19 protein-coding genes and 1 pseudogene are annotated in these 23,273 nt (G+C 64.7%); all 20 read left to right on the top strand.

The features are described 5' to 3' along the window. The first annotated feature begins 18 nt into the window (after positions 1-18). Positions 19-2,067: a flagellar hook-associated protein FlgK gene (flgK, locus tag M6E97_RS17635; RefSeq protein WP_003133935.1), complete on the top strand. Its 2,049-nt coding sequence runs from the start codon at positions 19-21 to the stop codon at positions 2,065-2,067. Between the two features lie 38 nt (positions 2,068-2,105). Continuing rightward, positions 2,106-3,407, top strand: coding sequence for a flagellar hook-associated protein FlgL (gene flgL / locus M6E97_RS17630; RefSeq protein WP_003086414.1), 1,302 nt, complete (start codon positions 2,106-2,108; stop codon positions 3,405-3,407). A 288-nt stretch (positions 3,408-3,695) separates the two neighbouring features. Then, positions 3,696-4,832, top strand: coding sequence for a DegT/DnrJ/EryC1/StrS family aminotransferase (locus M6E97_RS17625; protein WP_003086416.1), 1,137 nt, complete (start codon positions 3,696-3,698; stop codon positions 4,830-4,832). Positions 4,833-4,886: 54 nt separating this feature from the next. Beyond that, positions 4,887-5,111, top strand: a complete 225-nt coding sequence (locus M6E97_RS17620; RefSeq protein ID WP_003086419.1) for an acyl carrier protein — start codon at positions 4,887-4,889, stop codon at positions 5,109-5,111. A 2-nt stretch (positions 5,112-5,113) separates the two neighbouring features. After that, positions 5,114-6,154 (top strand): ketoacyl-ACP synthase III, encoded by a 1,041-nt coding sequence (locus M6E97_RS17615; RefSeq protein ID WP_003086420.1) that lies wholly within the window; start codon positions 5,114-5,116, stop codon positions 6,152-6,154. Between the two features lie 25 nt (positions 6,155-6,179). Continuing rightward, positions 6,180-6,947: an SDR family NAD(P)-dependent oxidoreductase gene (locus M6E97_RS17610; protein ID WP_003086422.1), complete on the top strand. Its 768-nt coding sequence runs from the start codon at positions 6,180-6,182 to the stop codon at positions 6,945-6,947. Positions 6,948-6,957: 10 nt separating this feature from the next. After that, complete coding sequence (locus M6E97_RS17605) at positions 6,958-7,590, top strand: acetyltransferase (protein WP_003086423.1); 633 nt, start codon at positions 6,958-6,960, stop codon at positions 7,588-7,590. Between the two features lie 17 nt (positions 7,591-7,607). Beyond that, positions 7,608-8,738: an aromatic ring-hydroxylating oxygenase subunit alpha gene (locus tag M6E97_RS17600; RefSeq protein ID WP_003158206.1), complete on the top strand. Its 1,131-nt coding sequence runs from the start codon at positions 7,608-7,610 to the stop codon at positions 8,736-8,738. Then, positions 8,735-9,349, top strand: coding sequence for an acetyltransferase (locus M6E97_RS17595; RefSeq protein WP_003086429.1), 615 nt, complete (start codon positions 8,735-8,737; stop codon positions 9,347-9,349). The genes M6E97_RS17600 and M6E97_RS17595 overlap by 4 nt, the downstream gene beginning before the upstream one ends. Then, on the top strand, positions 9,346-10,512 hold the full coding sequence (locus M6E97_RS17590) for an FkbM family methyltransferase (protein WP_077565757.1): 1,167 nt from the start codon (positions 9,346-9,348) through the stop codon (positions 10,510-10,512). Before M6E97_RS17595 ends, M6E97_RS17590 begins: the two co-directional genes overlap by 4 nt. 120 nt (positions 10,513-10,632) lie before the next feature. Then, positions 10,633-14,138 (top strand): annotated as a pseudogene (locus tag M6E97_RS17585) (glycosyltransferase). A gap of 226 nt (positions 14,139-14,364) precedes the next feature. After that, on the top strand, positions 14,365-15,528 hold the full coding sequence (locus tag M6E97_RS17580; RefSeq protein ID WP_003086434.1) for a flagellin: 1,164 nt from the start codon (positions 14,365-14,367) through the stop codon (positions 15,526-15,528). Positions 15,529-15,607: 79 nt separating this feature from the next. Next, on the top strand, positions 15,608-15,994 hold the full coding sequence (locus tag M6E97_RS17575) for a flagellar protein FlaG (RefSeq protein WP_003086436.1): 387 nt from the start codon (positions 15,608-15,610) through the stop codon (positions 15,992-15,994). A gap of 77 nt (positions 15,995-16,071) precedes the next feature. Then, a complete protein-coding gene (gene fliD, locus M6E97_RS17570) occupies positions 16,072-17,508 on the top strand; it encodes a flagellar filament capping protein FliD (protein WP_016561641.1) in 1,437 nt (478 codons plus the stop codon). After that, positions 17,508-17,906, top strand: a complete 399-nt coding sequence (gene fliS, locus M6E97_RS17565; RefSeq protein ID WP_003086441.1) for a flagellar export chaperone FliS — start codon at positions 17,508-17,510, stop codon at positions 17,904-17,906. The genes fliD and fliS (M6E97_RS17565) overlap by 1 nt, the downstream gene beginning before the upstream one ends. A 58-nt stretch (positions 17,907-17,964) precedes the next feature. Next, the gene (gene fliS, locus M6E97_RS17560; protein WP_003158217.1) at positions 17,965-18,345 is read left to right on the top strand and encodes a flagellar export chaperone FliS; all 381 of its coding nucleotides are present in this window, start codon (positions 17,965-17,967) and stop codon (positions 18,343-18,345) included. Positions 18,346-18,370: 25 nt separating this feature from the next. Further along, positions 18,371-18,664: a flagellar protein FliT gene (locus M6E97_RS17555; RefSeq protein ID WP_003086445.1), complete on the top strand. Its 294-nt coding sequence runs from the start codon at positions 18,371-18,373 to the stop codon at positions 18,662-18,664. A gap of 281 nt (positions 18,665-18,945) precedes the next feature. Continuing rightward, the gene (gene fleQ, locus M6E97_RS17550; protein WP_003086448.1) at positions 18,946-20,418 is read left to right on the top strand and encodes a transcriptional regulator FleQ; all 1,473 of its coding nucleotides are present in this window, start codon (positions 18,946-18,948) and stop codon (positions 20,416-20,418) included. Between the two features lie 112 nt (positions 20,419-20,530). Then, positions 20,531-21,739 carry a sensor histidine kinase FleS gene (gene fleS, locus M6E97_RS17545; RefSeq protein WP_003109120.1) on the top strand — a complete coding sequence of 403 codons (1,209 nt, stop codon included), beginning with the start codon at positions 20,531-20,533 and terminating at the stop codon, positions 21,737-21,739. Positions 21,740-21,743: 4 nt separating this feature from the next. Beyond that, positions 21,744-23,165, top strand: coding sequence for a sigma-54-dependent response regulator transcription factor FleR (gene fleR / locus M6E97_RS17540; RefSeq protein ID WP_003082202.1), 1,422 nt, complete (start codon positions 21,744-21,746; stop codon positions 23,163-23,165). The last annotated feature ends 108 nt before the right edge of the window (positions 23,166-23,273 follow it).

Below are 23,273 nucleotides of genomic sequence, written 5' to 3'. Positions count from 1 at the left end.
GCAAGGAGGAACTGACCCATGTCCGACCTACTCTCGATAGGCCTGTCCGGCCTCGGCACCAGCCAGACCTGGCTGACCATCACCGGGCACAACATCACCAACGTCAAGACGCCGGGCTACAGCCGCCAGGATGCCATCCAGCAGACCCAGGTCCCGCAGTTCAGCGGTGCCGGCTACATGGGCTCGGGCAGCCAGATCGTCGACGTGCGCCGCCTGGCCAGTGACTTCCTCACCGGCCAGTTGCGCAACGCCACCAGCCAGAACAGCGAGTTGAGCGCATTCCGTAGCCAGATCGAGCAGCTCGACGGCCTGTTGTCCAACACCACCACCGGCGTCAGCCCGGCCATGCAGCGCTTCTTCGCCGCACTGCAGGCCGCCGCCAACAATCCCTCCTCGACCGAAGCGCGCGAGGCAGTGCTTGCCCAGGCCGAGGGGCTGGGCAAGACCTTCAATACCCTCTACGACCAGTTGGACAAGCAGAACAGCCTGATCAACCAGCAACTGGGCGCGCTGGCTTCGCAGGTCAACCATCTGTCACAGAGCGTGGCCAGCTACAACGATGCCATCGCCAAGGCCAAGTCGGCGGGCGCGGTGCCCAACGACCTGATGGATGCGCGCGACGAAGCCGTGCGCAAGCTGTCCGAGATGATCGGGGTGACCGCGGTCACCCAGGACGACAACAGCGTCAGCCTGTTCATCGGTAGCGGCCAGCCGCTGGTGGTGGGCAATACCGTGTCGACCCTGAGCGTGGTGCCCGGGCTGGATGACCCGACCCGCTACCAGGTGCAACTGAGCAACGGCAACTCCATACAGAACGTCACCGGCCTGGTGTCCGGCGGCGAGATGGGTGGCTTGCTGGCCTACCGCAACAGCGCCCTGGACAGCAGCTACAACAAGCTCGGGCAGTTGGCGATCACCCTCGCCGATACCATCAACAAGCAACTGGGGCAGGGCCTCGACCTGGCCGGCAAGGCCGGCGCCAACCTGTTCGGCGACATCAACGATCCGGACATCACCGCGCTGCGGGTCCTGGCGAAGAACGGCAACACCGGCAATGTCCACGCCAACCTGAACATCACCGATACCAGCAAGCTGAATTCCAGCGATTTCCGCCTGGACTTCGACGGCACCAATTTCACCGCGCGGCGCCTGGGCGACGACGCAAGCATGCAGGTCACGGTCAGCGGTACCGGTCCCTACACCCTCTCGTTCAAGGATGCCAACGGCGTCGACCAGGGCTTCAACCTGACCCTCGACCAGCTCCCGGCTGCCGGCGACCGCTTCACCCTGCAGCCGACCCGGCGTGGCGCGGCGGATATCGAGGCGACGCTGAAGAATGCCTCGCAACTGGCGTTCGCCGGTACCGCGCGTACCGAATCGACCACCGAAAACCGCGGCACCGGCAAGATCGGCGCGCCGACCCTCACCAGCGGTCCGTCGCCGGTGGACCCGGCGGTGCTACAGGGCGCGTTCGGGCCCAACGGGATCAGCCTGGGCGCGACGCTCAGCGCCGACGGCAAGACCTATACCCTGTCCTCGCCGTTGCCGGCCGGCTGGAACTACGTCGACAAGGACGGTAACGCCCTGACCGGCAGCCCGACGCTGACCAGCGGCAATACCAATACCGTGCGCATGGCGTTCACCGACCCGAGCGGGCAGAAATACAGCTACGAATTCGAGCTCAGCGGCGTACCGCAGAACTCCGACAGCTTCAAGCTGGGCTTCAACGACAAGGGCATTTCCGACAACCGCAACGCTCTCAACCTGCTGGCCTTGCAGACCAAGCCGACCGTCGGCGGCACCGACAACACCGGTTCCACCTACAACGAGGCCTATGGTGGCCTGGTCGAGCGGGTCGGCACCCTGACCGCCCAGGTGCGTGCCAGCAGCGAGGCCAGCGCCACGGTGCTGAAGCAGGCCCAGGACAGCCGCGATTCGTTGTCCGGGGTGAGCCTCGACGAAGAGGCGGCCAACCTGATCCAGTTCCAGCAGTATTACGGTGCCTCGGCCCAGGTGATTCAAGTTGCCCGCACTTTGTTCGATACCCTGATTGGAGCGTTCCGTTGAGTTCTCTCGACGGGGCCTAAGCCAGCGAGACCGCCACCATGCGCATTTCCACCATCCAGGCCTTCAACAACTCGGTCAACGGGATTTCCCGCAACTACGCGGACCTGAACCGTACCTTCGAGCAGATCAGCACCGGCAAGCGCATCCTGACCCCGGCGGACGACCCGGTCGGTTCGGTACGCCTGTTGCGCCTGGACCAGGAACAGGGGTTGAACGAGCAGTACAAGACCGGCATGACCGAGGCGAAGAACAGCCTGAGCCAGGAGGAAACCATCCTCCGTTCGGTCGGCAACGTCCTCCAGCGCATCCGTGAGATCGCCGGCCAGGCCGGCGACGGCGCACTGGACTCCAACGACAAGAAGTCGCTGGCCAGCGAGTTGCGCCAGCGCGAGGACGAGTTGCTGAACCTGCTCAACAGCCGCGACGCGAGTGGCAAATACCTGTTTTCCGGGTCCCAGGGCTCGGTGCAGCCGTTCGTGCGCAACGAGGACGGCACCTACAGCTACATGGGCGACGAGAGCCAGCGCGAGGTGCAGATCGCCAGCAGCACGCGGATTCCGGTCAGCGACAGCGGCAAGGTGCTGTTCGAGGACATCGTCAACGCCGCTCGTCTCGATACCAAGGCGGCGGCTGGCAATACCGGCGACGGTCGCATCTCGGTCGGCCTGGTCGAGGACGAGCTGGCCTTCGACAGCCAGTTCCCGGCGAGCAATCCGCCTGCGGCAACCGACGGCTTCAACATCCACTTCGTCAGCGACAAGGAGTACGTGGTCTACGATCCGAAGAGCCTGCCTCCGGGCTATGACTGGACCACCTACGATCCGAATTCGCCGCCGGCCTGGCAATTGTCCAAGGGCGCCATCGACGACGACCCGAAGACCATCGACAAGGTGCTCTACGCCGGCGTCAGCGTGACGATCGACGGCACGCCGAAGGCGGGCGACGAGTTCAACGTCAACTACAAGCCGGGCAGCGAGAAGCGCAGCCTGCTGAACGTGGTGTCGGACCTGCGCAAGGCCCTGGAAAGCTCCACCGACAACCAGGCCGGCAACGACGCCATCCGCGATGCGACGGCGGTGGCCCTGACCAACCTCTCCGCCGTGGCTGCCGCCGTGGATGGCGGCCAGGGCAAGATCGGCGCGCGCCTGAATACCGTGGAAAGCACCGAGACCTTCATCGACGATGTGAAGCTGGTGAATGCGTCGGTGATGTCGCAGATCCAGGACCTGGACTACGCCGAGGCGTTGTCGCGGCTGTCGTTGCAGTCCACCATCATGGATGCCGCGCAGCAGAGCTACGTGAAGATCCAGGGGTTGAGCCTGTTCAACTACCTGAAGTGACAGTCCCTCTGTGGAACAGGGCCCATGACTCCGTCATGGGCCTTTTCGTTCGCAGGGACTGTACCTGTGTCGCTGGAGGGTATGTTCCGCAAGGTCTACGGAAACACGGGAGAATTTGTCAGAAGTTTGACTGCCGATTCGCGCCGCAGCGCCTGTGGAACAGCCAGGGGCCGCGCGACCAGGGGCTTTGACCTGCATCAAGCTCTTTGGGTACGGGCCTTGCATAGAGTGGCGTGCTCGGGTTTTTCGCCCTTTACTCGCCTGAGTATCCATTCATCAGGGCCCTACATGAACAACAAGACGATCCCGGTCACCAGCCCGCTGCTGCCGCCCCTGGAAGAGTTCATCCCCTACCTGGAAAAGATCTGGGAGAGCCGTTTCCTGACCAACGGGGGCGACATGCACCATGCGTTGGAAGAGGCCCTGTGCGAGTACCTGGGGGTGAAGCACATTGTGCTCTTCGCCAACGCCACCCTGGCGCTCATCACCGCGCTGCAGGCATTGCGGGTGACCGGCGAGGTGATCACCACGCCGTACTCCTTCGTCGCCACCAGCCACGCGCTGCTGTGGAACGGGCTCAAGCCGATCTTCGTGGACATCGACCAGGACTCCATGAATCTCGACCCGTCGCGGATCGAGGCGGCGATCACCCCGCAGACCACCGCGATCCTGCCGGTGCATTGCTACGGCAACCCCTGCGATGTCGAGGCTATCCAGCGGATCGCCGATATCCACCACCTGAAGGTCATCTACGATGCCGCGCATGCCTTCGCCGTGCGCGACGCCGGCGGCAGCGTGCTGCGCCACGGCGACCTGAGCATCCTCAGCTTCCATGCCACCAAGGTGTTCAACACCTTCGAGGGCGGTGCGATCATCTGCTCGGACGAAAACACCCGGCAACGCCTCAACCACCTTAAGAATTTCGGCTTCGTCGACGAGGTCACGGTGGTCATGCCCGGCATCAACGGCAAGCTCAACGAGGTCGGCGCTGCCTTCGGGCTGCTGCAACTCAAGCACGTCGACCAGGCCCTGGAGCAGCGCAGGGAGATCGCCGAGCGCTATCGGCGCCTGCTGGCCGGCGTCCCTGGCATCCAGTGCCTCCGGCCTGGTACCCAGACCTTCGCCAACAACGCCTATTTCCCGATCCTGGTGGAAGACGATTTTCCGCTTTCGCGCGACGAGCTGTACCAGCGCCTGCGCGACAGGGATGTGCTGGTGCGGCGCTACTTCTACCCACTCATCAGCGACTTCCCCATGTACCATTCGCTGCCCTCGGCGGCGCCCGCCAATCTTCCGGTGGCGCGGTCGATTTCCTCGCGGGTGCTGTGCCTGCCGATCTATCCCGGGCTGGCCGCCGCAGACGTCGAGTTCGTCGCCGGCCTGATCGCTTCCGCCGCCATGCCGCGGCGGCGGGCATCAAGTTGAGCCCGTCGCGACCGATAACAGAATGAACAACCGCCTCACTCAGGTAGACAAGAAATGAGCCAAGCAAAATTCATCGAAGACTTCCTTTCCGCCACCGATTTCCAGAATCCCGTCGAGGTCAGCATGGACACCCAGCTCGAAGACCTGCCGGAATGGGACTCGCTGGCCGCGCTCGGGGTCATCGTCATGTTCGACATGGAATACGGCAAGACCATCACCGGCGAAGACCTGATCAAGGCCCGCACGGTGGGCGACCTCTACCAGATGCTCGGACTCTGACCATGGCCACATCCACGCTGAAGAACGTCCGTTTCGCCGGGATGGCGACCTGCGTCCCCAAGCGCGTTATCTCCAACCTGACCGACTGCAAGCCGCAGCTGCGCGCCGAGCGCGAACGCCTGGTGCGCAACATCGGCATCGAGACGCGGCGCATGGCGCAGGAGTGGCAGTGCTTCTCCGACCTGGCCTTCGACGCCGCCGAGCGCCTGCTGGAAAGCCTGGAGTGGAAGCGCGAGGAGGTCGATGCGCTGATCGTCGTGACCCAGTCTCCCGACTACCTGGCGCCGGCTACCGCGATCATCCTCCAGGACCGCCTGGGGCTGCCGCATTCCACCGTGGCCTTCGACGTCAACCTGGGTTGCTCGGCCTATCCGTTCGCCCTCAACCTGCTGGGTTCGCTGATTGCCGCCGGCGGGGTGAAGAAGGGCCTTGTGCTGGTCGGCGACCGCGGCGCCAGTGTCAACGATCCGATCTTCTCCGACGCGGGCACCGCGACGGCGCTGGAGTTCTGCGAAGGCGCGCCGCCGATGCATTTCGACCTGAACAGCGACGGCAGCGGCTACAAGGCCATCATCCTGCCGGTGGGCGGCCATCGCGAACCGGTCGGCGTGCAGCACCTGATGCCGTTCCGCGAGGACGAGAACGACCATTGGCACCGTGCCATCGACCTGCAGCTCGACGGCACCGCCGTGCTCAGCTTCTCCACCCAGCGCGTACCGCCGGCGGTGGAAAAGCTGCTCGACTATGCCGGTGCGAGCAAGGACGAAGTGGACTACTTCGTTTTCCACCAGGCCAACCGGATGATCAACGAGACCATCCGCAAGAAGCTCGGCCTGCCGGTAGAGAAGGTGCCTTCGACCCTGCGCGACTTCGGCAACACCAGCGGCGCCTCTCTGCCGGTGACCATGACCGCGCGGATCAACCGGGAACTCGAGGCCGGCCGCAATCGCGTGTTGCTCTGCGGCTTCGGTATCGGCCTGTCCTGGGGGACCTGCCTGGTGGATATCGAAGGGGCGAAGTTCCCCGACCTGATCGAATCCTGAGAGCCTTGAACGCGGAATCAGCCAAGTGAACGACGAGACTTCCTTCAATCCCTTCAGCCTGTCGGGCAGGCGCATCCTGGTCACCGGCGCCAGCTCCGGCCTGGGCCTGGCCATCGCGCAGAGCTGCGCGCGGATGGGCGCCGAGCTGATCGTTACCGGACGTGACCAGACCCGCCTGGATGGATGCCTGACAACCTTGCAGTCGATCTCGGAGCTGCCGCACCGTGCTGTCCAGGCCGATCTTCGGGTAGCCGAGGAGCGCGCTGCGGTGGTAGCGGCTGTCGACAGCGAAATCCATGGACTGGTGCATAGCGCCGGTATTTCCCGTCTGTGTCCAGTGCGGATGATGACCGAAGCGCACTTGCATGAAGTCCAGTCGATCAATGTCGACTCGCCGATGCTGCTTACCCAGGCGTTGCTCAAACGCAACCTGGTAGCGCCCGGCGGTTCGATCCTGTTCATCGCTTCCATCGCCGCCCACATCGGGGTTGCCGGAGTGGGGGCATACTCGGGAACCAAGGCCGCTCTGATCGCCATGTCCCGCTGCCTGGCCATGGAAGTGGTGAAGCGCAACATCCGGGTTAACTGCCTGTCTCCATCACTGGTGGAAACACCGCTTCTGGATGCAGCCACCCAGACGGTCGGTTCGATGGACGGTCAACGCAGCAACCACCCGATGGGCTTCGGCAAGCCCGAGGATATCGCCAACGCCGCTATCTTCATGCTTTCCGATGCCAGCCGCTGGGTGACCGGCACGACCCTGGTGATGGACGGCGGCCTGACCATCAGTTGAGGACGATGCAATGAAGAGGATCATCATCCTCGGCGCCGGTGGGTTGGGGCGTCAGGTGCTGGCCCAGCTGCAGGTCGACTACGGTCACGGCATCGACTGGGTGATCGGCGGGTTTCTCGACGAGCGCGGCCCCGACGCGGTCGCGGAGTCGCTCTACTACCCTTGGCTCGGGTATCCGGAGAGCTTCGTCGCGGAGCCTGACCAACTGTTCGTCGCCGCGGTCGGCGATCCGCTCAGTCGCCAGAAGCAGGTCGCATGCCTGCTGGCGAAGGGCGCCGAGTTCGTCGCTATCCGCACCCGCTGCACCCTTGGCGTGCGGACCAGCTACGGCCCGACCTTCTTCGGCTACGACGTGAGCAGCGGCGTGGACTGCCGTATCGGCGCCTACGGTTTCATCGACCAGCAAACCATGCTCGGCCACGACGTGGTCATCGGCGACTATGTACATATCGGCCCGCGCTGCCTGCTGGCCGGCTACGTGAAGGTGGGCGATCGTGCGGTGATCAACTCCGGGGCGATGATCGCCCGCGACGTCAGTATCGGCGAAGACGCCGTGGTGGGCATGGGCGCGGTGGTGTTCAAGGACGTGGCGGCCGGACAGACCGTGGTCGGCAATCCGGCCCGGGTTATTTTCAGCAAGTGAAGGTTGTGGATGTGGACATGACTCGCCATGCGCTGGACGCAGCGCACTACACCGAGCCGCAGACGCTCGCGCTGGAGCGCGAAAGGCTGTTCGGCAGGCTCTGGATCTTCGTCGGCTTCAGTTCGATGGTGCGCGAGCGCAACCAGTTCTTCACCCGCAAGATCGCCGGCGTGCCGGTCGTGGTGCAGCGTACCGAGTCCGGCATCCGGGCCTTTCTCAACCAGTGTCCGCATCGTCTGTCGGCCATCCAGACCGAATGCACCGGCCAGCGACCGCTGGTCTGCCCGTACCATGCCTGGTCGTTCGGCGCCGAGGGGCAGCTACAGGGCATTCCGAACTCCAGTCTGTACCAGTTCAGCGCCGAGGAGCGGGCGCGGATCGGCTTGCGCAAGCTGCACCTGGAAGAGGTGGGGCAACTGCTGTTCGTCAACCTGGCGGACGACCCGCTGCCGCTGCGCGAGCAGTTCGACGATGGATTCCTGGAAACCTTGCGGGAGGTCTCCTCGCACCTGGATACGCGGCTGATCTACAGCTGCCACAAGGTGCGCTACAACTGGAAGCTGAACATGGAGAACGTGAAGGACTACAACCATGTTCCTTTCGTCCATCCGAAGACCTTCCTCCCGGTGATGACCGCCCCGGTGCGCGGTCTGGCACGCGAGGCTGCGGTGCCATCCGAGGTGCTGCGCCTGCTGCAGGAAGGCGAAACGCCGGAGCTGCGTTCGCTGAGCTTCCCCACCAAGGCGCCGATCCAGCCCTACAAGAGCTGGTTCTCCGACCTCTGTGAGGGCTACGGCGACGAGCACGCCTACTACAACTGGTTCATCTACCCGAACGTGAACTTCTGCAGCGTCCGCGGCGAGCACTTCCTGCTCCAGCAGTACGACCCGGTGGCTCCCGGCGAGACCGACTACCACCTGTGGATGATGACTGCCCGGCGCAAGGATCCGAAGACCGATTTCAGCGCTTTGCTGAGCACCCTGATTCGCGGCGAGCGTAACGTGATCGGCGAGGACACCCTGGTCCTGGAACGCCTCCAGGAGGGGCTGGGCGCACATTCGCCGCCGTTCATGCACGGCGACTACGAGGTGCAGCTGGTGCGCCAGCACCTGTGGTATCGCGCGCAGGTACTGGGGGAGAGGGCATGAAGCAGGCGATCATCGTCGGGGAAGGGCGCGCGCTCGAACGGGCGGACAGTACTGCGCGGGAACGGGGACTGGAACACCGGGTCCTGGAGCTGAATGCTGCGGATCGACACAACTTCGATATTGCGCCTCTGCTCGAACGCTACCCCGCTGCGGAAAGCGAAGTATTCGTGGCGCTGGACGAGCGGGCGGTGAACTACGCCCGCCACAAGCTCATCGCGGATATCCGCCTGGCGGGCTACCGGCTATTCGATATCGTCTCGCCTCAGGCCATCGTCGGCGAAGGCGTGCGACTGCTGGGCAACGTGTTCGTCGGCGCCGGTTGCGTGCTCGCCGGTCCTGCCCGCATCGGCACTGGCAGTTGGCTGGAGCTGCAGGTCCTGGTGGAGGAGGACTGCCGGGTCGGAACCTGTAGCACGCTGCTCGCTGGCGTGCAGTTGGGACGGCGAGTGGAGATCGGCCAGGGCAGCACGCTGGGTGCGGGCAGCGTCGCGCTCGCCGACACCCGGGTGGGGCGACACTGCGAATGGTTGTTGCCGGGCAGGCTTCCCCGGGAACTGCCCAATTACTCCTTTTACGATGAACTCATGCCCGATGGGGCACGCATCCTATGAGCGGGGAGCTGTCGATGATGGCGGGAAACGATATGACGCAGGCGGACTTCCTTTCGCGATGCGAACGGAGCGGATATCTATTGGTGCTGGTGCCTAGTTCCTATCTTGGAGGGGTGTTCCGCTCACAGGTGGTTGCCGGTTTGTCGCAGCGTCTGCCTGGGGTTCGCCTGATTGCTGTGGACGATGTGCTTTTCGCCAGCAATAGCGTTCCCGATGGTTTCGACCAGGTGATTCCTACCGCCCAGTTGAAGGAACCATGCCACGCAGGGAAACCCGCGGTGAATTGTGCCTATTCGCTGCCTACCTGGCTGACGCTGGATCACCTGGCGAAGACTGCGCAATGCATCACCCTCGATCTGCCCGAGCTTCTCTACCTGCTGGATATTCCTTTGGTCTACCAGACCGGCGCGCTGACTCGCGAATTGGCGATGCAGCATCACGCCGAGTTCGTCTCGCTGCGCGAGCGCCTGGCCGACGAGCGAAGCCGGAAGACCCTGGAAGCCATCATGCGCCTGCGTTTGGACGGCAACCGCGCTGCGTTGCTGGACGTGTTGTGTCCGGGAGAGCAGGAATACTTTTCCCTGTACCGGGGCCCCGAGCATCCGATCGTCTTGCGAAGCGACGAGCATTACGTGGATATCGGTGCCTACGATGGCGATACGGTGAAGAAGTTCATGCTGGCGGCTCGTCATGAATATGCTTCGATCCATGCCTTCGAGCCTGATCCGGCGAATTACCGGCTCATGCATGCGTCGCTTGCTGGAAGTGTCGGTCTCCATCTGCATAACCAGGCGGTGTCCGATACCGGCGGCCATCTCGCATTCGCAGCCCACGGCACCATGGGAAGCAGGGTCGAGATAGACGGCACCGTGCAGGTGCCGTGCGTGCGGCTCGACGATGTCCTCGATGTCATGACCTTGCTGAAAATGGATGTGGAAGGCCATGAGGCACGGGTTCTGCGGGGGGCCGCGCGGCTGATCGACGAGTGCCGGCCGCGCATGGCCATCACCTGTTACCACCATGTGCAGGACCTGCTGGACATCGTCGCCGCGATCGACGGGATCGCTGCGGGAGCCCGGCTGCGCCTGCGCCATTACTCGCTGTATTTCTACGACACGATCCTCTATGTCGACTGGCCCGATGCTCTTCGTGAAGGGCGCTGACGCGCTCGTCGGAGCAGATGCTCCGCCGCGGGGCGTCGAGACTGGGAGCGACGACACGAAGGGCCATGGCCCGGCCCTTCCGATCACCATGCGCTGCACCAATTACTCAGGAATGGCTCAATGAGCGCGAACGTTCGTGTCAGCATCGTCATGCCGACCTACAAGCTGGAGTACTTCGAGGACGCCCTCGACAGCGTGCTCGGGCAGACCTATCCGGCCCTGGAGCTGATCATTTGCGACGACAGCAGCGACGAGCGGATCGCTACGCTGGTCGAGCAGAAGCGCGCCTCCGCGGCGTTCCCGATCCGCTACTTCCGTAACGAGACGCGCCTCGGCGAGCTGGGCAGCACGGCGAAAGGCATCCGCCTGGCGGAGGGCGAGTACGTCAAGTTTCTCCACGACGACGACGTGTTGCTTCCCGAGTGCGTCGAGGCGTTGGTGGGAGCGATGGAGCGCGAGCCGAACGTGGTCCTGGCCTCGTCGCGGCGGTTGCGTATCGACGAGGAAGGGCAGCCGCTGCCGGACATCCTGGCGACCTGCTTCCCGTTCGCTGGCGACGTCCTGATCGACGGTCGCGAGCTGGTCTCGTTCCTCGCCGACCACACCATCAACTTCATCGGTGAACCCAGTTGCCTGATGGCCCGGCGCGATGCGCTGCTGCAGATCTGCGAGCGCCTGATGATGCTCAACGGCCGGGCCATCGACTGGATCGGCGACCTGGCCATGTGCGCGCAGTTGCTACAGCGTGGCGACCTGGCGTTCCTGTCGCGGCCGCTGACCCGTTTCCGCGTCTCCCGCCAGCAGTTCAGCCAGATCGGGCGCGACCAGCCCGGTATCGGCGAGCAGGGCCATGCCGACTTCCGCCTGGCTATCCGCGAACTGGGTTGGTATCGCCAGGCCGCCGACAACCGCTTCGTCCGGGTGGCACCGATCACCCGCCTGGACGCCCGTGTCTTCAAGCCGGTCAACCTGCTCGCCGCGCTGAGGCGGGCGGCGGGCTTCGGTAGCGTCACGCTGTCGACCTGGCTGGAGGCGCGGCGGCCGGATGCGGTGCAGAAGGTGCTGATCGATCGATTCCTGCAGGAGCAGGGTGGTGGGCCGCGCTTCGCGGTGCTGGTGCTCGATGCCCACGGCGATACCGAGGCCGTGGAGCGTACCCTGCAGAGCCTGGAGCACGTCAATTCGTATCCACGTGTCGAGAGCCACCTGTTCGCGCCGCTGGGCACGAGTCCGCGGAACGGAGCGATGCTCTTCGATCCAGAGGTGGGGCCGGTGCCGACGATCAACCAGGCGCTTGCCCGGCTTGATACCGACTGGTTGCTCCTGGTCGAAGCGGGTGTCGAATTCACTGTCAGCGGCCTGCTGGTGGCGGCGCTGGACCTGCTGGCGGCACCGGAGAGCTGCCAGGCGGTGTACGCCGACGAACTCATGCGCCTGGATGACGGCGAGCTGGGCGCGGCGTTGCGCCCGGACCTGAATCTCGACCTTCTGCTCAGTTTCCCCGCCGGCCTGTCCCGGCACTGGTTGTTCCGCCGCGAGCCGCTGCTTGCCACGGGCGGATTCGACGAGACCGCCGGCGAGGCTTTCGAGCTGGCCTACCAGTTGCGTCTCGTCGAGCAGCGGGGCCTGGGCTGTATCGGACACATCAGCGAGCCACTGCTGTCTGGCCCAGCGCTGCGCCTGCAGGACAGCACCGCCGAGCGTGCGGCGATCGAAGGCCACCTGCGTGTCCGTGGCTACGCGCAGGCGACAGTCGGAAGCCGGCTGCCGGGGCGCTACGAGCTGGACTACGGCCACGCCGGGCAACCGCCGGTCAGCATCCTGGTGCTGGCCGGGGAGCGCCTGGCGCAGCTCCAGCGTTGCGTAGAAACCGTGCTGGAGAATACCGCCTATCCCAACTACGAGATCCTTCTGCTGGAACAGGGTGGCGAAGCGGCCGACGTTCGCGAATGGCTGCTCGCCGTCGAAGGCATGGGTGTCGAGCAGGTGCGGGTGCTGCGAGGCGATGGGCAGTTGTCCCGTGGGGCTCTGCGCAACCTGGCGGCGTCCCGGGCGCGCGGCGAATTCCTGCTCTGGCTCGATGCCGGCAGCGGCATCCTCGACAAGGATTGGCTGCAGCAGTTACTCAACCATGGCCAGCGTCCGGAAGTCGGCGCGGTAGGCGCCAAGCTCCTGGCGGCGGACGGACGGGTCTGCCACGCCGGCTGGCTGCTCGGTTTGTGCGGACCGGCCGGGCGGCCTTCGAAGGGCGTTCGCACGAGGACGCCGGTTACCTGCAGCGCCTGCAGGTGGACCAGAACTACTCGGCGGTGGCTGGCGAATGCCTGTTGATGCGCCGCGAGTTGTTCCTCGAATTGGGCGGTTTCGACGAGGCGCTGACGCGCTGGGACGATGTCGACATCTGCCTGCGGGCGGTCCAGGCGGGCTACCTGAACGTATGGACGCCGCGTGCGCGGCTGTTGCTCGATGCGCCTGCCACGACGGCGGCGAGCGTCGAGGAAGAAGATGCGCTGTACGCGCGCTGGCTACCGTTGTTGGCACGCGATCCCGCCTATAACCCGGGCTTTTCGTTGCAGGCCGAAGGCGGTTTCAAGCTGGCCGACCCGCAGCTGGCCTGGCGCCCGTTGCAGGGGTGGCGGCCCTTGCCCACTGTCCTGGCGCACCCCGCCGACCTGTTCGGCTGCGGCCATTACCGGGTGATCCAGCCGTTCAGCGCGTTGCGCGAGTCGGCATCCATCGATGGCGCGCTGTCGATCGGCCTGATGCACGTGGCCGATCTGGAGCGCTACGACCCGGACGTACTGGTGCTGCAGCGCCAGGTCGGCGAGGAGCGTCTCGAGGCCATGCGGCGGATGCAGGCGTTCTCGCGAGCCTTCAAGGTCTACGAGCTGGACGACTATCTGCCCAACGTGCCCCTCAAGAGCGCCCATCGCCAGCACCTGCCGAAGGACATCCTGCGCACGTTGCGTCGCGGGCTGGGTTACGTCGACCGCTTCGTGGTGTCGACGCCGGCCCTGGCAGAGGCCTTCGCCGGTCTCCACCCGGATATCCGGGTGATCGAGAACCGCCTGCCGGTGGGGTGGTGGCAGGGGCTGCGGGCGCAGCGGCGGCGCGGCGAGCGGCCACGTGTCGGTTGGGCGGGCGGCTCGAGCCATACCGGCGATCTGGAACTGATCGCCGATGTGGTCCGGGAACTGGCCGACGAAGTCGACTGGGTGTTCTTCGGCATGTGCCCGCCGTCCATCCGTCCCTTCGTCAGGGAAGTGCATGCGGGGGTGCCTATCGAACGCTATCCGCGGGCATTGGCGGCTCTCGATCTCGACCTGGCGCTGGCGCCGGTGGAGCAGAACCTGTTCAACGAGTGCAAGAGCAATCTGCGCCTGCTGGAATACGGCGCCTGCGGTTTCCCGGTGGTCTGCAGCGACGTGCGCTGCTACCAGGACGATCTGCCGGTGACGCGGGTGAAGAACCGTTTCCGCGACTGGGTGGACGCGATCCGCATGCATACCCGCGACCTGGATTCCGCGGCCAGGGCAGGGGATCACCTGCGCGAACGGGTGCTGGCGGATTGGATGCTCGACGGCGAGCGTTTGCGCGCCTGGTATCGCGCCTGGATGCCGGACTGAGCGGCCGACGGGGCTTTCCGTCGCGCTGTCCGCAGCGCTCGGGAGGCCTTGCGCGAACCCCTCCGACGGGGACGATGCATGAAAAACGAGGATGGTCAAAAAAAAACCTAAAGCTCCCCAGGGAAGCGCCGATAAAGATCACGAATGCGAACTTTAGGGGTGCCTGGGCGATGCCCACCCGAGGTCGCAAGCTCAGGCAAACATATCGTCCTTGGAGGGCATCAAGATGGCCTTGACCGTCAACACCAACATCGCTTCGCTGAACACTCAGCGGAACCTGAACAACTCTTCCGCGTCGCTGAACACTTCGCTGCAGCGTCTGTCCACCGGTTCGCGCATCAACAGCGCCAAGGACGACGCCGCCGGCCTGCAGATCGCCAACCGTCTGACCAGCCAGGTCAACGGCCTGAACGTGGCTACCAAGAACGCCAACGATGGTATCTCCCTGGCGCAGACCGCTGAAGGCGCCCTGCAGCAGTCGACCAACATCCTGCAGCGTATGCGTGACCTGTCCCTGCAGTCGGCCAACGGCTCCAACAGCGACTCCGAGCGTACCGCTCTGAATGGCGAAGTGAAGCAACTGCAGAAAGAACTGGATCGTATCAGCAACACCACCACCTTCGGTGGCCGCAAGCTGCTCGACGGTTCCTTCGGCGTCGCCAGCTTCCAGGTGGGTTCGGCCGCCAACGAAATCATCAGCGTCGGCATCGACGAGATGAGCGCAGAGTCGCTGAACGGCACCTACTTCACGGCTACTGGCGGCGGTGCGGTCACTGCTGCAACCGCTTCGGGCACCGTCGACATCGCGATCGGCATCACTGGCGGCAGCGCCGTGAACGTCAAGGTCGACATGAAGGGCAACGAAACCGCCGAGCAGGCGGCTGCCAAGATCGCCGCTGCGGTCAACGACGCCAACGTCGGCATCGGTGCCTTCACCGACGGCGCGCAGATCAGCTACGTGTCCAAGGCTAGTGCGGATGGTACTACCAGTGCGGTTTCCGGCGTAGCCATCACCGACACCGGCAGCACCGGCGCAGGCACCGCGGCAGGCACCACGACGTTCACCGAGGCTAACGACACCGTCGCCAAGATCGACATCTCCACCGCGAAGGGCGCTCAGTCCGCCGTGCTGGTGATCGACGAGGCGATCAAGCAGATCGACGCCCAGCGTGCCGACCTCGGTGCGGTGCAGAACCGCTTCGACAACACCATCAACAACCTGAAGAACATCGGTGAGAACGTATCGGCTGCTCGCGGCCGGATCGAAGACACCGACTTCGCAGCCGAAACCGCCAACCTGACCAAGAACCAAGTGCTGCAACAAGCCGGCACCGCGATCCTGGCCCAGGCCAACCAGCTGCCGCAGTCGGTTCTGAGCCTGCTGCGCTAAGCTTCGGCGAGGTCAAGGTGAAGTCACGAGGGGGAGCGCTGGCGCGCTTCCCCTCGTATCTCATTGAGAGGTAGCGACGATGGACGTCAGCAATGTCAACAATTCGACGGCTGCTCCGGTAATCCGGCTGTTCGGCTCGGCGTCTTCTTCCGATGGCGCACGCCCGGCCGGCCAGGCCGGCGAGGCGGCCGCCAGCGCAAGCGCGCAACGGACGGGCGACGTCAGGATGGGCGACAAGGAGCAACGCGCTGCGGTCGAGGAGGCGGTTTCCTCCATCGAGAAGTTCACCCAGAGCATCCGCCGTGATCTGAGTTTCAGCCTGGACGACTCCACGGGGCGGGTAGTGGTCAAGGTGACCGATTCGACTTCCGGAGAAGTCATCCGGCAAATCCCTTCCGAAGAGGCCCTGCGCCTGGCAGAGCGACTGGACGAAGCGCGCAGCCTGCTGTTCAAGGCGGAAGCCTGAGCGGAATTGGCACGTCTTTTGACTGTCTGTTGGAATTGGAAGGACAAAGCGTCAATGAGCTGACGAGGTGAAGCAAGATGGCGAACAGTACGACGATCAACGGCTACAACTCGGGCCTTGATATCAAGAACATCGTTTCCACCCTGGTGGCGGCCGAGAAGGCGCCGAAGGAGGCGCAGCTCAAGCGCCTGGAAAGCGACACCACCGCCAAGTTCACCGGCATCGGCCAGCTCAAGAGCGCGATCTCCGACCTGCAGACCATCCTCAAGGAGCTGAACAAGCCCGAGCTGTTCCAGAAGCGCTCGGCGAGCACCAGCGACGAGAAATTCGCCACCGCCACCGCCACCAAGGACGCCCTGCCGGGTATCTACAAGCTCGAAGTGACCCAGCTGGCCAGCGTCAGCAAGGTGGCCACCGCGTCGTTTGCCGATGGCTACAAGACCACTTCCGGCGGAACCCTGACCATCAAGCAGGGCGCCGACGATGCCGGCGTCACGGTAAACGTCGCGGCGGGCGCGACCCTCGCCGAAGTGCGCGACTCGCTCAACGCGCAGCTGAAGGACAAGGGCATCACCGCCAACATCGTCAACAACCCTGGAGACGGAACCTCGCGACTGGTCTTCACCGGCAAGGATTCCGGCGCCGGCAAGGACGTGTTCGTCCAGGGCAGTTCCGGCCTGGAGAACTTCAACATCGGCAGCGTCGGCGCCGATGGCAAGCTGACCCTGTCCCAGTTGGACGGTACGTCCTCCAGCAGCAGCGGCTATATCACCCAGGCGAAGAATGCCAAGTTCAGCATCGACGGCCTGACCCTGGAAAGTCCGACCAATACGGTCGACAAGGTCATCAACGGCGTCACCTTCGAGCTGAAGACGGTCACCGACACCAACAAGCCGATCACCATCTCGGTCGAGCAGGACCGTGGCGGCGTCAAGGACAACATCAAGAAGTTCGTCGAGGCCTACAACAAGCTGGTCGGCGTGACTTCGGAACTGACCGGCGTGACCAAGGTGGGCGACGACAAGGCTCCCGTGGTCGGTGCCTTGGTCGGTGACAGCAGCGTGCGCAACCTGCTCACCACCATGCGCAACGAGATGGTCCAGCCGGGGCAAGGTACCGATGTTCGCATGCTCGCCGACATGGGTATCACCACCAAGAAAGACGGCACCCTGGAGATCGACGACAAGAAACTCGACAAGGTTCTGAAGGACAAGTTCGAGTCGGTTTCCGCTCTGTTCACCGGCGATACCGGCCTGATGAAGCGTCTCGACGACAAGCTCACGCCTTACACCCAGACCGGCGGCGTGCTCCAGCAGCGCCTGGATGGATTGCAGGACACCATCAAGTCGGTGGATACCCAGCGCCAAGCGCTCGATCGCCGGGTCGAGCAGTTGCAGGATCGTTTGCTCAAGCAGTTCACCGCCATGGACCAGTTGATCGGCCAGCTCAACCAGACCAGCGGACGCATGGCCCAGGCTCTTAGCAGCCTGCCTGGCCTTGTGAAGAAAAGCTGATGTCGCGTCCTATCGATACCTACCGGCAGGTAGGCAGCGCACAGGACGTCCCGCCCTACCAGGTGGTCAAGCTGCTGCTGGACGGCGCGCTCGAACGCATCGCCCTGGCCCGGCGCGCGGTGCTGGAGCGCAACCCGGCGCTGCGCGGCGAAGCGGTAGGTACCACGTTGTCGATCATCGGCGCCTTGCAGGCTGGCCTCGATCACCAGCAGGGCGGCGAGATAGCCGGCAATCTGGATGCGTTGTACGACTACATGACCCGCCGCCTGGCTGGTGTCGCGCTGGACGACACACCGCGTCCGCTGGACGAGGTCGAGGCGCTGCTGGGCCAGATCAAGCAGGCCTGGGATGCCATTGGCAGCGCCGAAGCGCAGGGCGAAGACAGCGAACGGCGCTAAAGAATCGCGGTAGCCGACCGATATAGAGCGTATCAGTCACCGAACAAGGCAACCGTCGATGAACGCAATGGCAGCCATGCGGCAATACCAGAATGTCAGTACCCAGGCTCAGGCTATCGATGCCAGCCCGCATCGCCTGATCCAGATGCTGATGGAAGGCGGCCTGACCCGGATGGCGCAGGCCCGCGGAGCCCTGGAGCGCGGCGAAGTGGCGCTGAAGGGCGAGCTGATCGGCAAGGCCATCGCCATCGTCGGTGGCCTGCGCGAAGGGCTCGACTTCGAGGCGGGCGGCGAGCTGGCAGCCAACCTCGACCGCCTTTACGCCTACATGTCGATGCGCCTGACGGAAGCCAACTTGAAGAACGACGCGGGCAAGCTCGAGGAAGTTTCCGAGCTGTTGCGCAACATCAAATCCGGTTGGGATGCGATTGCCCCCTGAGAGGCATCCCCAGAGGGACCAAGCAATGAGTGCAGCTGTACAGATCCTTGAAGAAACCGGTAGCGCCCTGCGCGTTGCCCTGGCCAGCCAGAACTGGGAGGCCATCGGTGAACTCGACCAGCGTTGCCGCCAGGCCGTCGACGAGGCGATGCTCGATGTACAGGACGAAGCCACCTTGCGGGCGCGGATGGAAGAGCTGCTGGCGCTGTATCGCGAGCTGATCGATGTCTGCCAGGGCGAGCAGCGCAAGCTGGCCACCGATCTGATCCAGCTGAACCAGTCGAAGCAAGGCGCCAAGGTCTACCAGATGTTCGGATAAGTTTTTCATGGCTTTGTGCCGTTACTTTGGCGCAAGGCTTTTCGGAAAAATTTACATATCCCCCAAAACCCCTGCCAGTACTGCTTTCCATGCGGTCTGTAGGGGTTTTTTATTGCCTCTCCCTGTCGGAAACAGCAAAAAAAACACGCCATAAAATTGACTAATCGTTCACATTTGACTTAACTAGTGGCCAAATGCTGGCTGCTTATTAGAAATAGGCATTAGTCCCAGCCCTCTTTCGGGTCGAGCGAGACCCATTCGATGCAAGGCAGCTGATCAAAATGTGGCGCGAAACCAAACTCTTGCTGATTGACGACAATCTCGATCGCAGTCGCGACCTGGCAGTCATTCTCAACTTCCTCGGCGAAGATCAGCTGACCTGCAACAGCGAGGATTGGCGAGAGGTAGCGGCGGGCCTGAGCAACAGTCGCGAAGCCCTGTGCGTGCTGCTCGGTAGCGTCGAGTCGAAGGGCGGGGCGGTAGAGCTGCTGAAGCAGCTGGCCAGTTGGGACGAGTACCTGCCGATCCTGCTGATCGGCGAGCCGGCCCCGGCCGACTGGCCGGAAGAGCTGCGCCGCCGGGTGCTCGCCAGCCTGGAGATGCCGCCCAGCTACAACAAGCTGCTCGACTCCCTGCATCGCGCCCAGGTCTACCGCGAGATGTACGACCAGGCCCGCGAGCGCGGCCGTTCCCGCGAGCCGAACCTGTTCCGCAGCCTGGTCGGCACCAGCCGGGCGATCCAGCAGGTGCGGCAGATGATGCAGCAGGTCGCCGATACCGATGCCAGCGTGCTGATCCTCGGCGAGTCCGGCACCGGCAAGGAAGTGGTGGCGCGCAACCTGCATTACCATTCCAAGCGCCGCGAGGGGCCCTTCGTCCCGGTGAACTGCGGGGCGATCCCGGCGGAACTGCTGGAAAGCGAATTGTTCGGCCACGAGAAGGGCGCCTTCACCGGTGCCATCACCAGCCGTGCCGGACGTTTCGAGCTGGCCAACGGCGGCACCCTGTTCCTCGACGAGATCGGCGACATGCCGCTGCCGATGCAGGTCAAGCTGCTGCGCGTGCTGCAGGAGCGCACCTTCGAAAGGGTTGGCAGCAACAAGACGCAGAACGTCGACGTGCGGATCATCGCCGCGACCCACAAGAACCTCGAGAAGATGATCGAGGACGGCACTTTCCGCGAAGACCTCTACTACCGCCTCAACGTATTCCCCATCGAGATGGCGCCGCTGCGCGAGCGGGTGGAAGACATCGCCCTGCTGCTCAACGAACTGATCTCGCGGATGGAGCATGAGAAGCGCGGGTCGATCCGCTTCAACTCGGCGGCAATCATGTCGCTCTGCCGCCACGACTGGCCGGGCAACGTCCGCGAACTGGCGAACCTGGTGGAGCGCCTGGCGATCATGCATCCCTACGGGGTGATCGGGGTCGGCGAACTGCCGAAGAAATTCCGCCATGTCGACGACGAGGACGAGCAACTCGCCAGCAGCCTGCGCGAAGAGCTGGAAGAGCGCGCGGCGATCAACGCCGGGCTGCCGGGAATGGACGCGCCGGCGATGCTGCCGGCCGAAGGCCTGGACCTCAAGGACTACCTGGCCAACCTCGAGCAGGGCCTGATCCAGCAGGCCCTCGACGATGCCGGCGGAGTGGTCGCGCGGGCCGCCGAACGCCTGCGCATCCGCCGCACCACGCTGGTGGAGAAGATGCGCAAGTACGGCATGAGCCGGCGCGACGACGACCTGTCGGATGATTGACAGGTCGTTTCGCAACGCTTTGATTTTCAAATGAAAAAAATTTAGGCACGGGTATTGCTGTATCTCCGTCGACCGACAGAACCATGACGTCGCGCCGACCGAGAGAAACGCAATGCAACCAGCCCTCAACGCCTTCCCCGAGCAGCCAGCCGATACGGCCGAGGCCACCAGCCGCGCCGGCCTCGAGCAGGCCTTCGCGCTGTTCAACCAGATGTCCAGCCAGCTCAGCGAGTCCTACAGCCTGCTGGAGGAGCGCGTTACCGAGCTGAAAGGGCAACTGGCCCTGGTCAGCGCGCAGCGCATGGAGGAGCTGGCGGAAAAGGAGCGCCTGGCCAACCGCTTGCAGAGCCTGCTCGACCTGCTTCCCGGCGGCGTCATCGTCATCGATGCCCATGGTGTGGTCCGCGAGGCCAACCCGGCGGCCCTGGGCCTGCTTGGCGAACCGTTGGTGGGCATGCTCTGGCGCGAGGTGATCGCCCGCTGCTTCGCTCCGCGCGAGGATGACGGCCACGAGATTTCCCTGCGCGACGGACGTCGCCTGTCCATCGCCACCCGCTCGCTGAACGGCGAACCGGGTCAACTGATCCTGCTCAACGACCTTACCGATACCCGCCGTCTCCAGGAGCAACTGGCGCGCCACGAGCGCCTGTCGGCGCTGGGGCGGATGGTCGCCTCGCTGGCCCACCAGATCCGCACGCCGTTGTCGGCGGCGTTGCTCTATGCCGGGCACCTCAGCGAGCAGGCGCTGCCGACCGACCAGCAGCAACGCTTCGCCGGGCGGCTGAAGGAGCGCCTGCACGAACTGGAGCATCAGGTGCGCGACATGCTGGTGTTCGCCCGCGGCGAGCTGCCACTGACCGACCGGGTGGCGCCGAAGGCGCTGTTCGACAGCCTGCGCGCGGCGGCCGAAGTCCATGTCCAGGGGCTCCAGGTGCGTTGGCAGTGCGAGGCGCGCGGCGGCGAGCTGCTGTGCAATCGCGACACCCTGGTGGGCACCGTGCTCAACCTGGTGGAGAACGCGATCCAGGCCTGCGGGCCCGAACTGCGCCTGAAGGTGCATCTCTATGCCCGCGCCGACAGCCTGCGCCTCAGCGTCAGCGACAATGGACCGGGCATGGACCCGGCGACCCTGGCGCGCCTGGGCGAACCCTTCTTCACCACCAAGACCACCGGTACCGGGCTTGGCCTGGCGGTGGTCAAGGCCGTGGCACGCGCCCACCAGGGGCAATTGCAGTTGCGCTCTCGGCCCGGGCGCGGCACCTGCGCCACCTTGATCCTGCCGCTGATTCCGGCGGCGCCTCTTTCTGCGATTCAGGAGTAACCCCATGGCAGCCAAAGTCCTGCTGGTCGAAGACGACCGCGCACTACGCGAAGCCCTCAGCGACACCCTGCTGCTGGGCGGTCACGAGTTCGTCGCCGTGGACTCGGCGGAGGCGGCGCTGCCGGTCCTGGCCCGCGAAGCCTTCAGCCTGGTGATCAGCGACGTGAACATGCCGGGCATGGACGGACACCAGTTGCTCGGCCTGATCCGTACACGCTACCCGCACCTGCCGGTGTTGCTGATGACCGCCTACGGCGCGGTCGATCGCGCCGTCGAGGCGATGCGCCAGGGCGCCGCCGACTACCTGGTCAAGCCGTTCGAGGCGCGGGCGCTGCTCGACCTGGTGGCACGCCATGCGCTGGGCCAGTTGCCGGGGAGCGAGGAGGATGGTCCGGTGGCCCTGGAGCCGGCCAGCCGGCAGTTACTGGAACTGGCCGCGCGGGTCGCGCGCAGCGATTCCACCGTGCTGATCTCCGGCGAGTCCGGGACCGGCAAGGAAGTCTTGGCCAACTATATCCACCAGCAATCGCCGCGTGCCGGCAAGCCGTTCATCGCGATCAACTGCGCGGCGATCCCGGACAACATGCTCGAGGCCACCCTGTTCGGCCACGAGAAAGGTTCCTTCACCGGCGCCATTGCCGCCCAGCCCGGCAAGTTCGAGCTGGCCGACGGCGGCACCATTCTTCTCGACGAGATATCGGAAATGCCCCTCGGCCTGCAGGCCAAGTTGCTGCGCGTATTGCAGGAGCGCGAGGTGGAGCGGGTCGGTGCGCGCAAGCCGATCAACCTGGATATCCGCGTGCTTGCCACGACCAACCGCGACCTCGCGGCGGAAGTCGCGGCGGGGCGTTTCCGCGAGGACCTCTACTATCGCCTGTCGGTCTTCCCGCTGGCCTGGCGGCCGCTGCGCGAACGCCCTGCGGACATCCTGCCGCTGGCCGAGCGTCTGCTGCGCAAGCACAGCCGCAAGATGAACCTCGGCGCGGTGGCGCTCGGCCCCGAGGCCGCCCAGTGCCTGGTCCGGCATGCCTGGCCGGGCAACGTACGGGAACTCGACAACGCCATCCAGCGTGCGTTGATCCTGCAACAGGGCGGCCTGATCCAGCCCGCCGACCTGTGCCTCACCGCGCCGATCGGCATGCCGCTCGCGGCCCCGGTGCCGGTGCCCATGCCGGCAATGCCACCGGCCACCCCGCCGAGCGTCGAGATTCCGTCGCCGGCCGCAGGCCAGGACGCTAGCGGCGCGCTGGGCGACGACCTGCGCCGCCGCGAATTCCAGGTGATCATCGATACCCTGCGCACCGAGCGCGGCCGCCGCAAGGAGGCTGCCGAGCGCCTTGGCATCAGCCCACGGACCCTGCGCTACAAGCTCGCCCAGATGCGCGACGCGGGGATGGACGTGGAGGCCTATCTCTACGCCATCTGAGGGCTCGCCATGTTCCTCAGGCCCGCCTCGTGCGGGCCTTTTGCGTCCGCCGCCGGTCGTCGCCCGGGGCTGTTCGAGCGTGCGCGCCTGCCGATAACCGGAGCAGGG

Origin of the sequence: Pseudomonas sp. B111 (assembly GCF_026428275.1) — a bacterium.
Taxonomy (GTDB): Bacteria; Pseudomonadota; Gammaproteobacteria; order Pseudomonadales; family Pseudomonadaceae; genus Pseudomonas; species Pseudomonas aeruginosa.
Note: the sequence above shows the minus strand (reverse complement) of the source record. Positions and strands in the feature narration are given on the sequence as shown.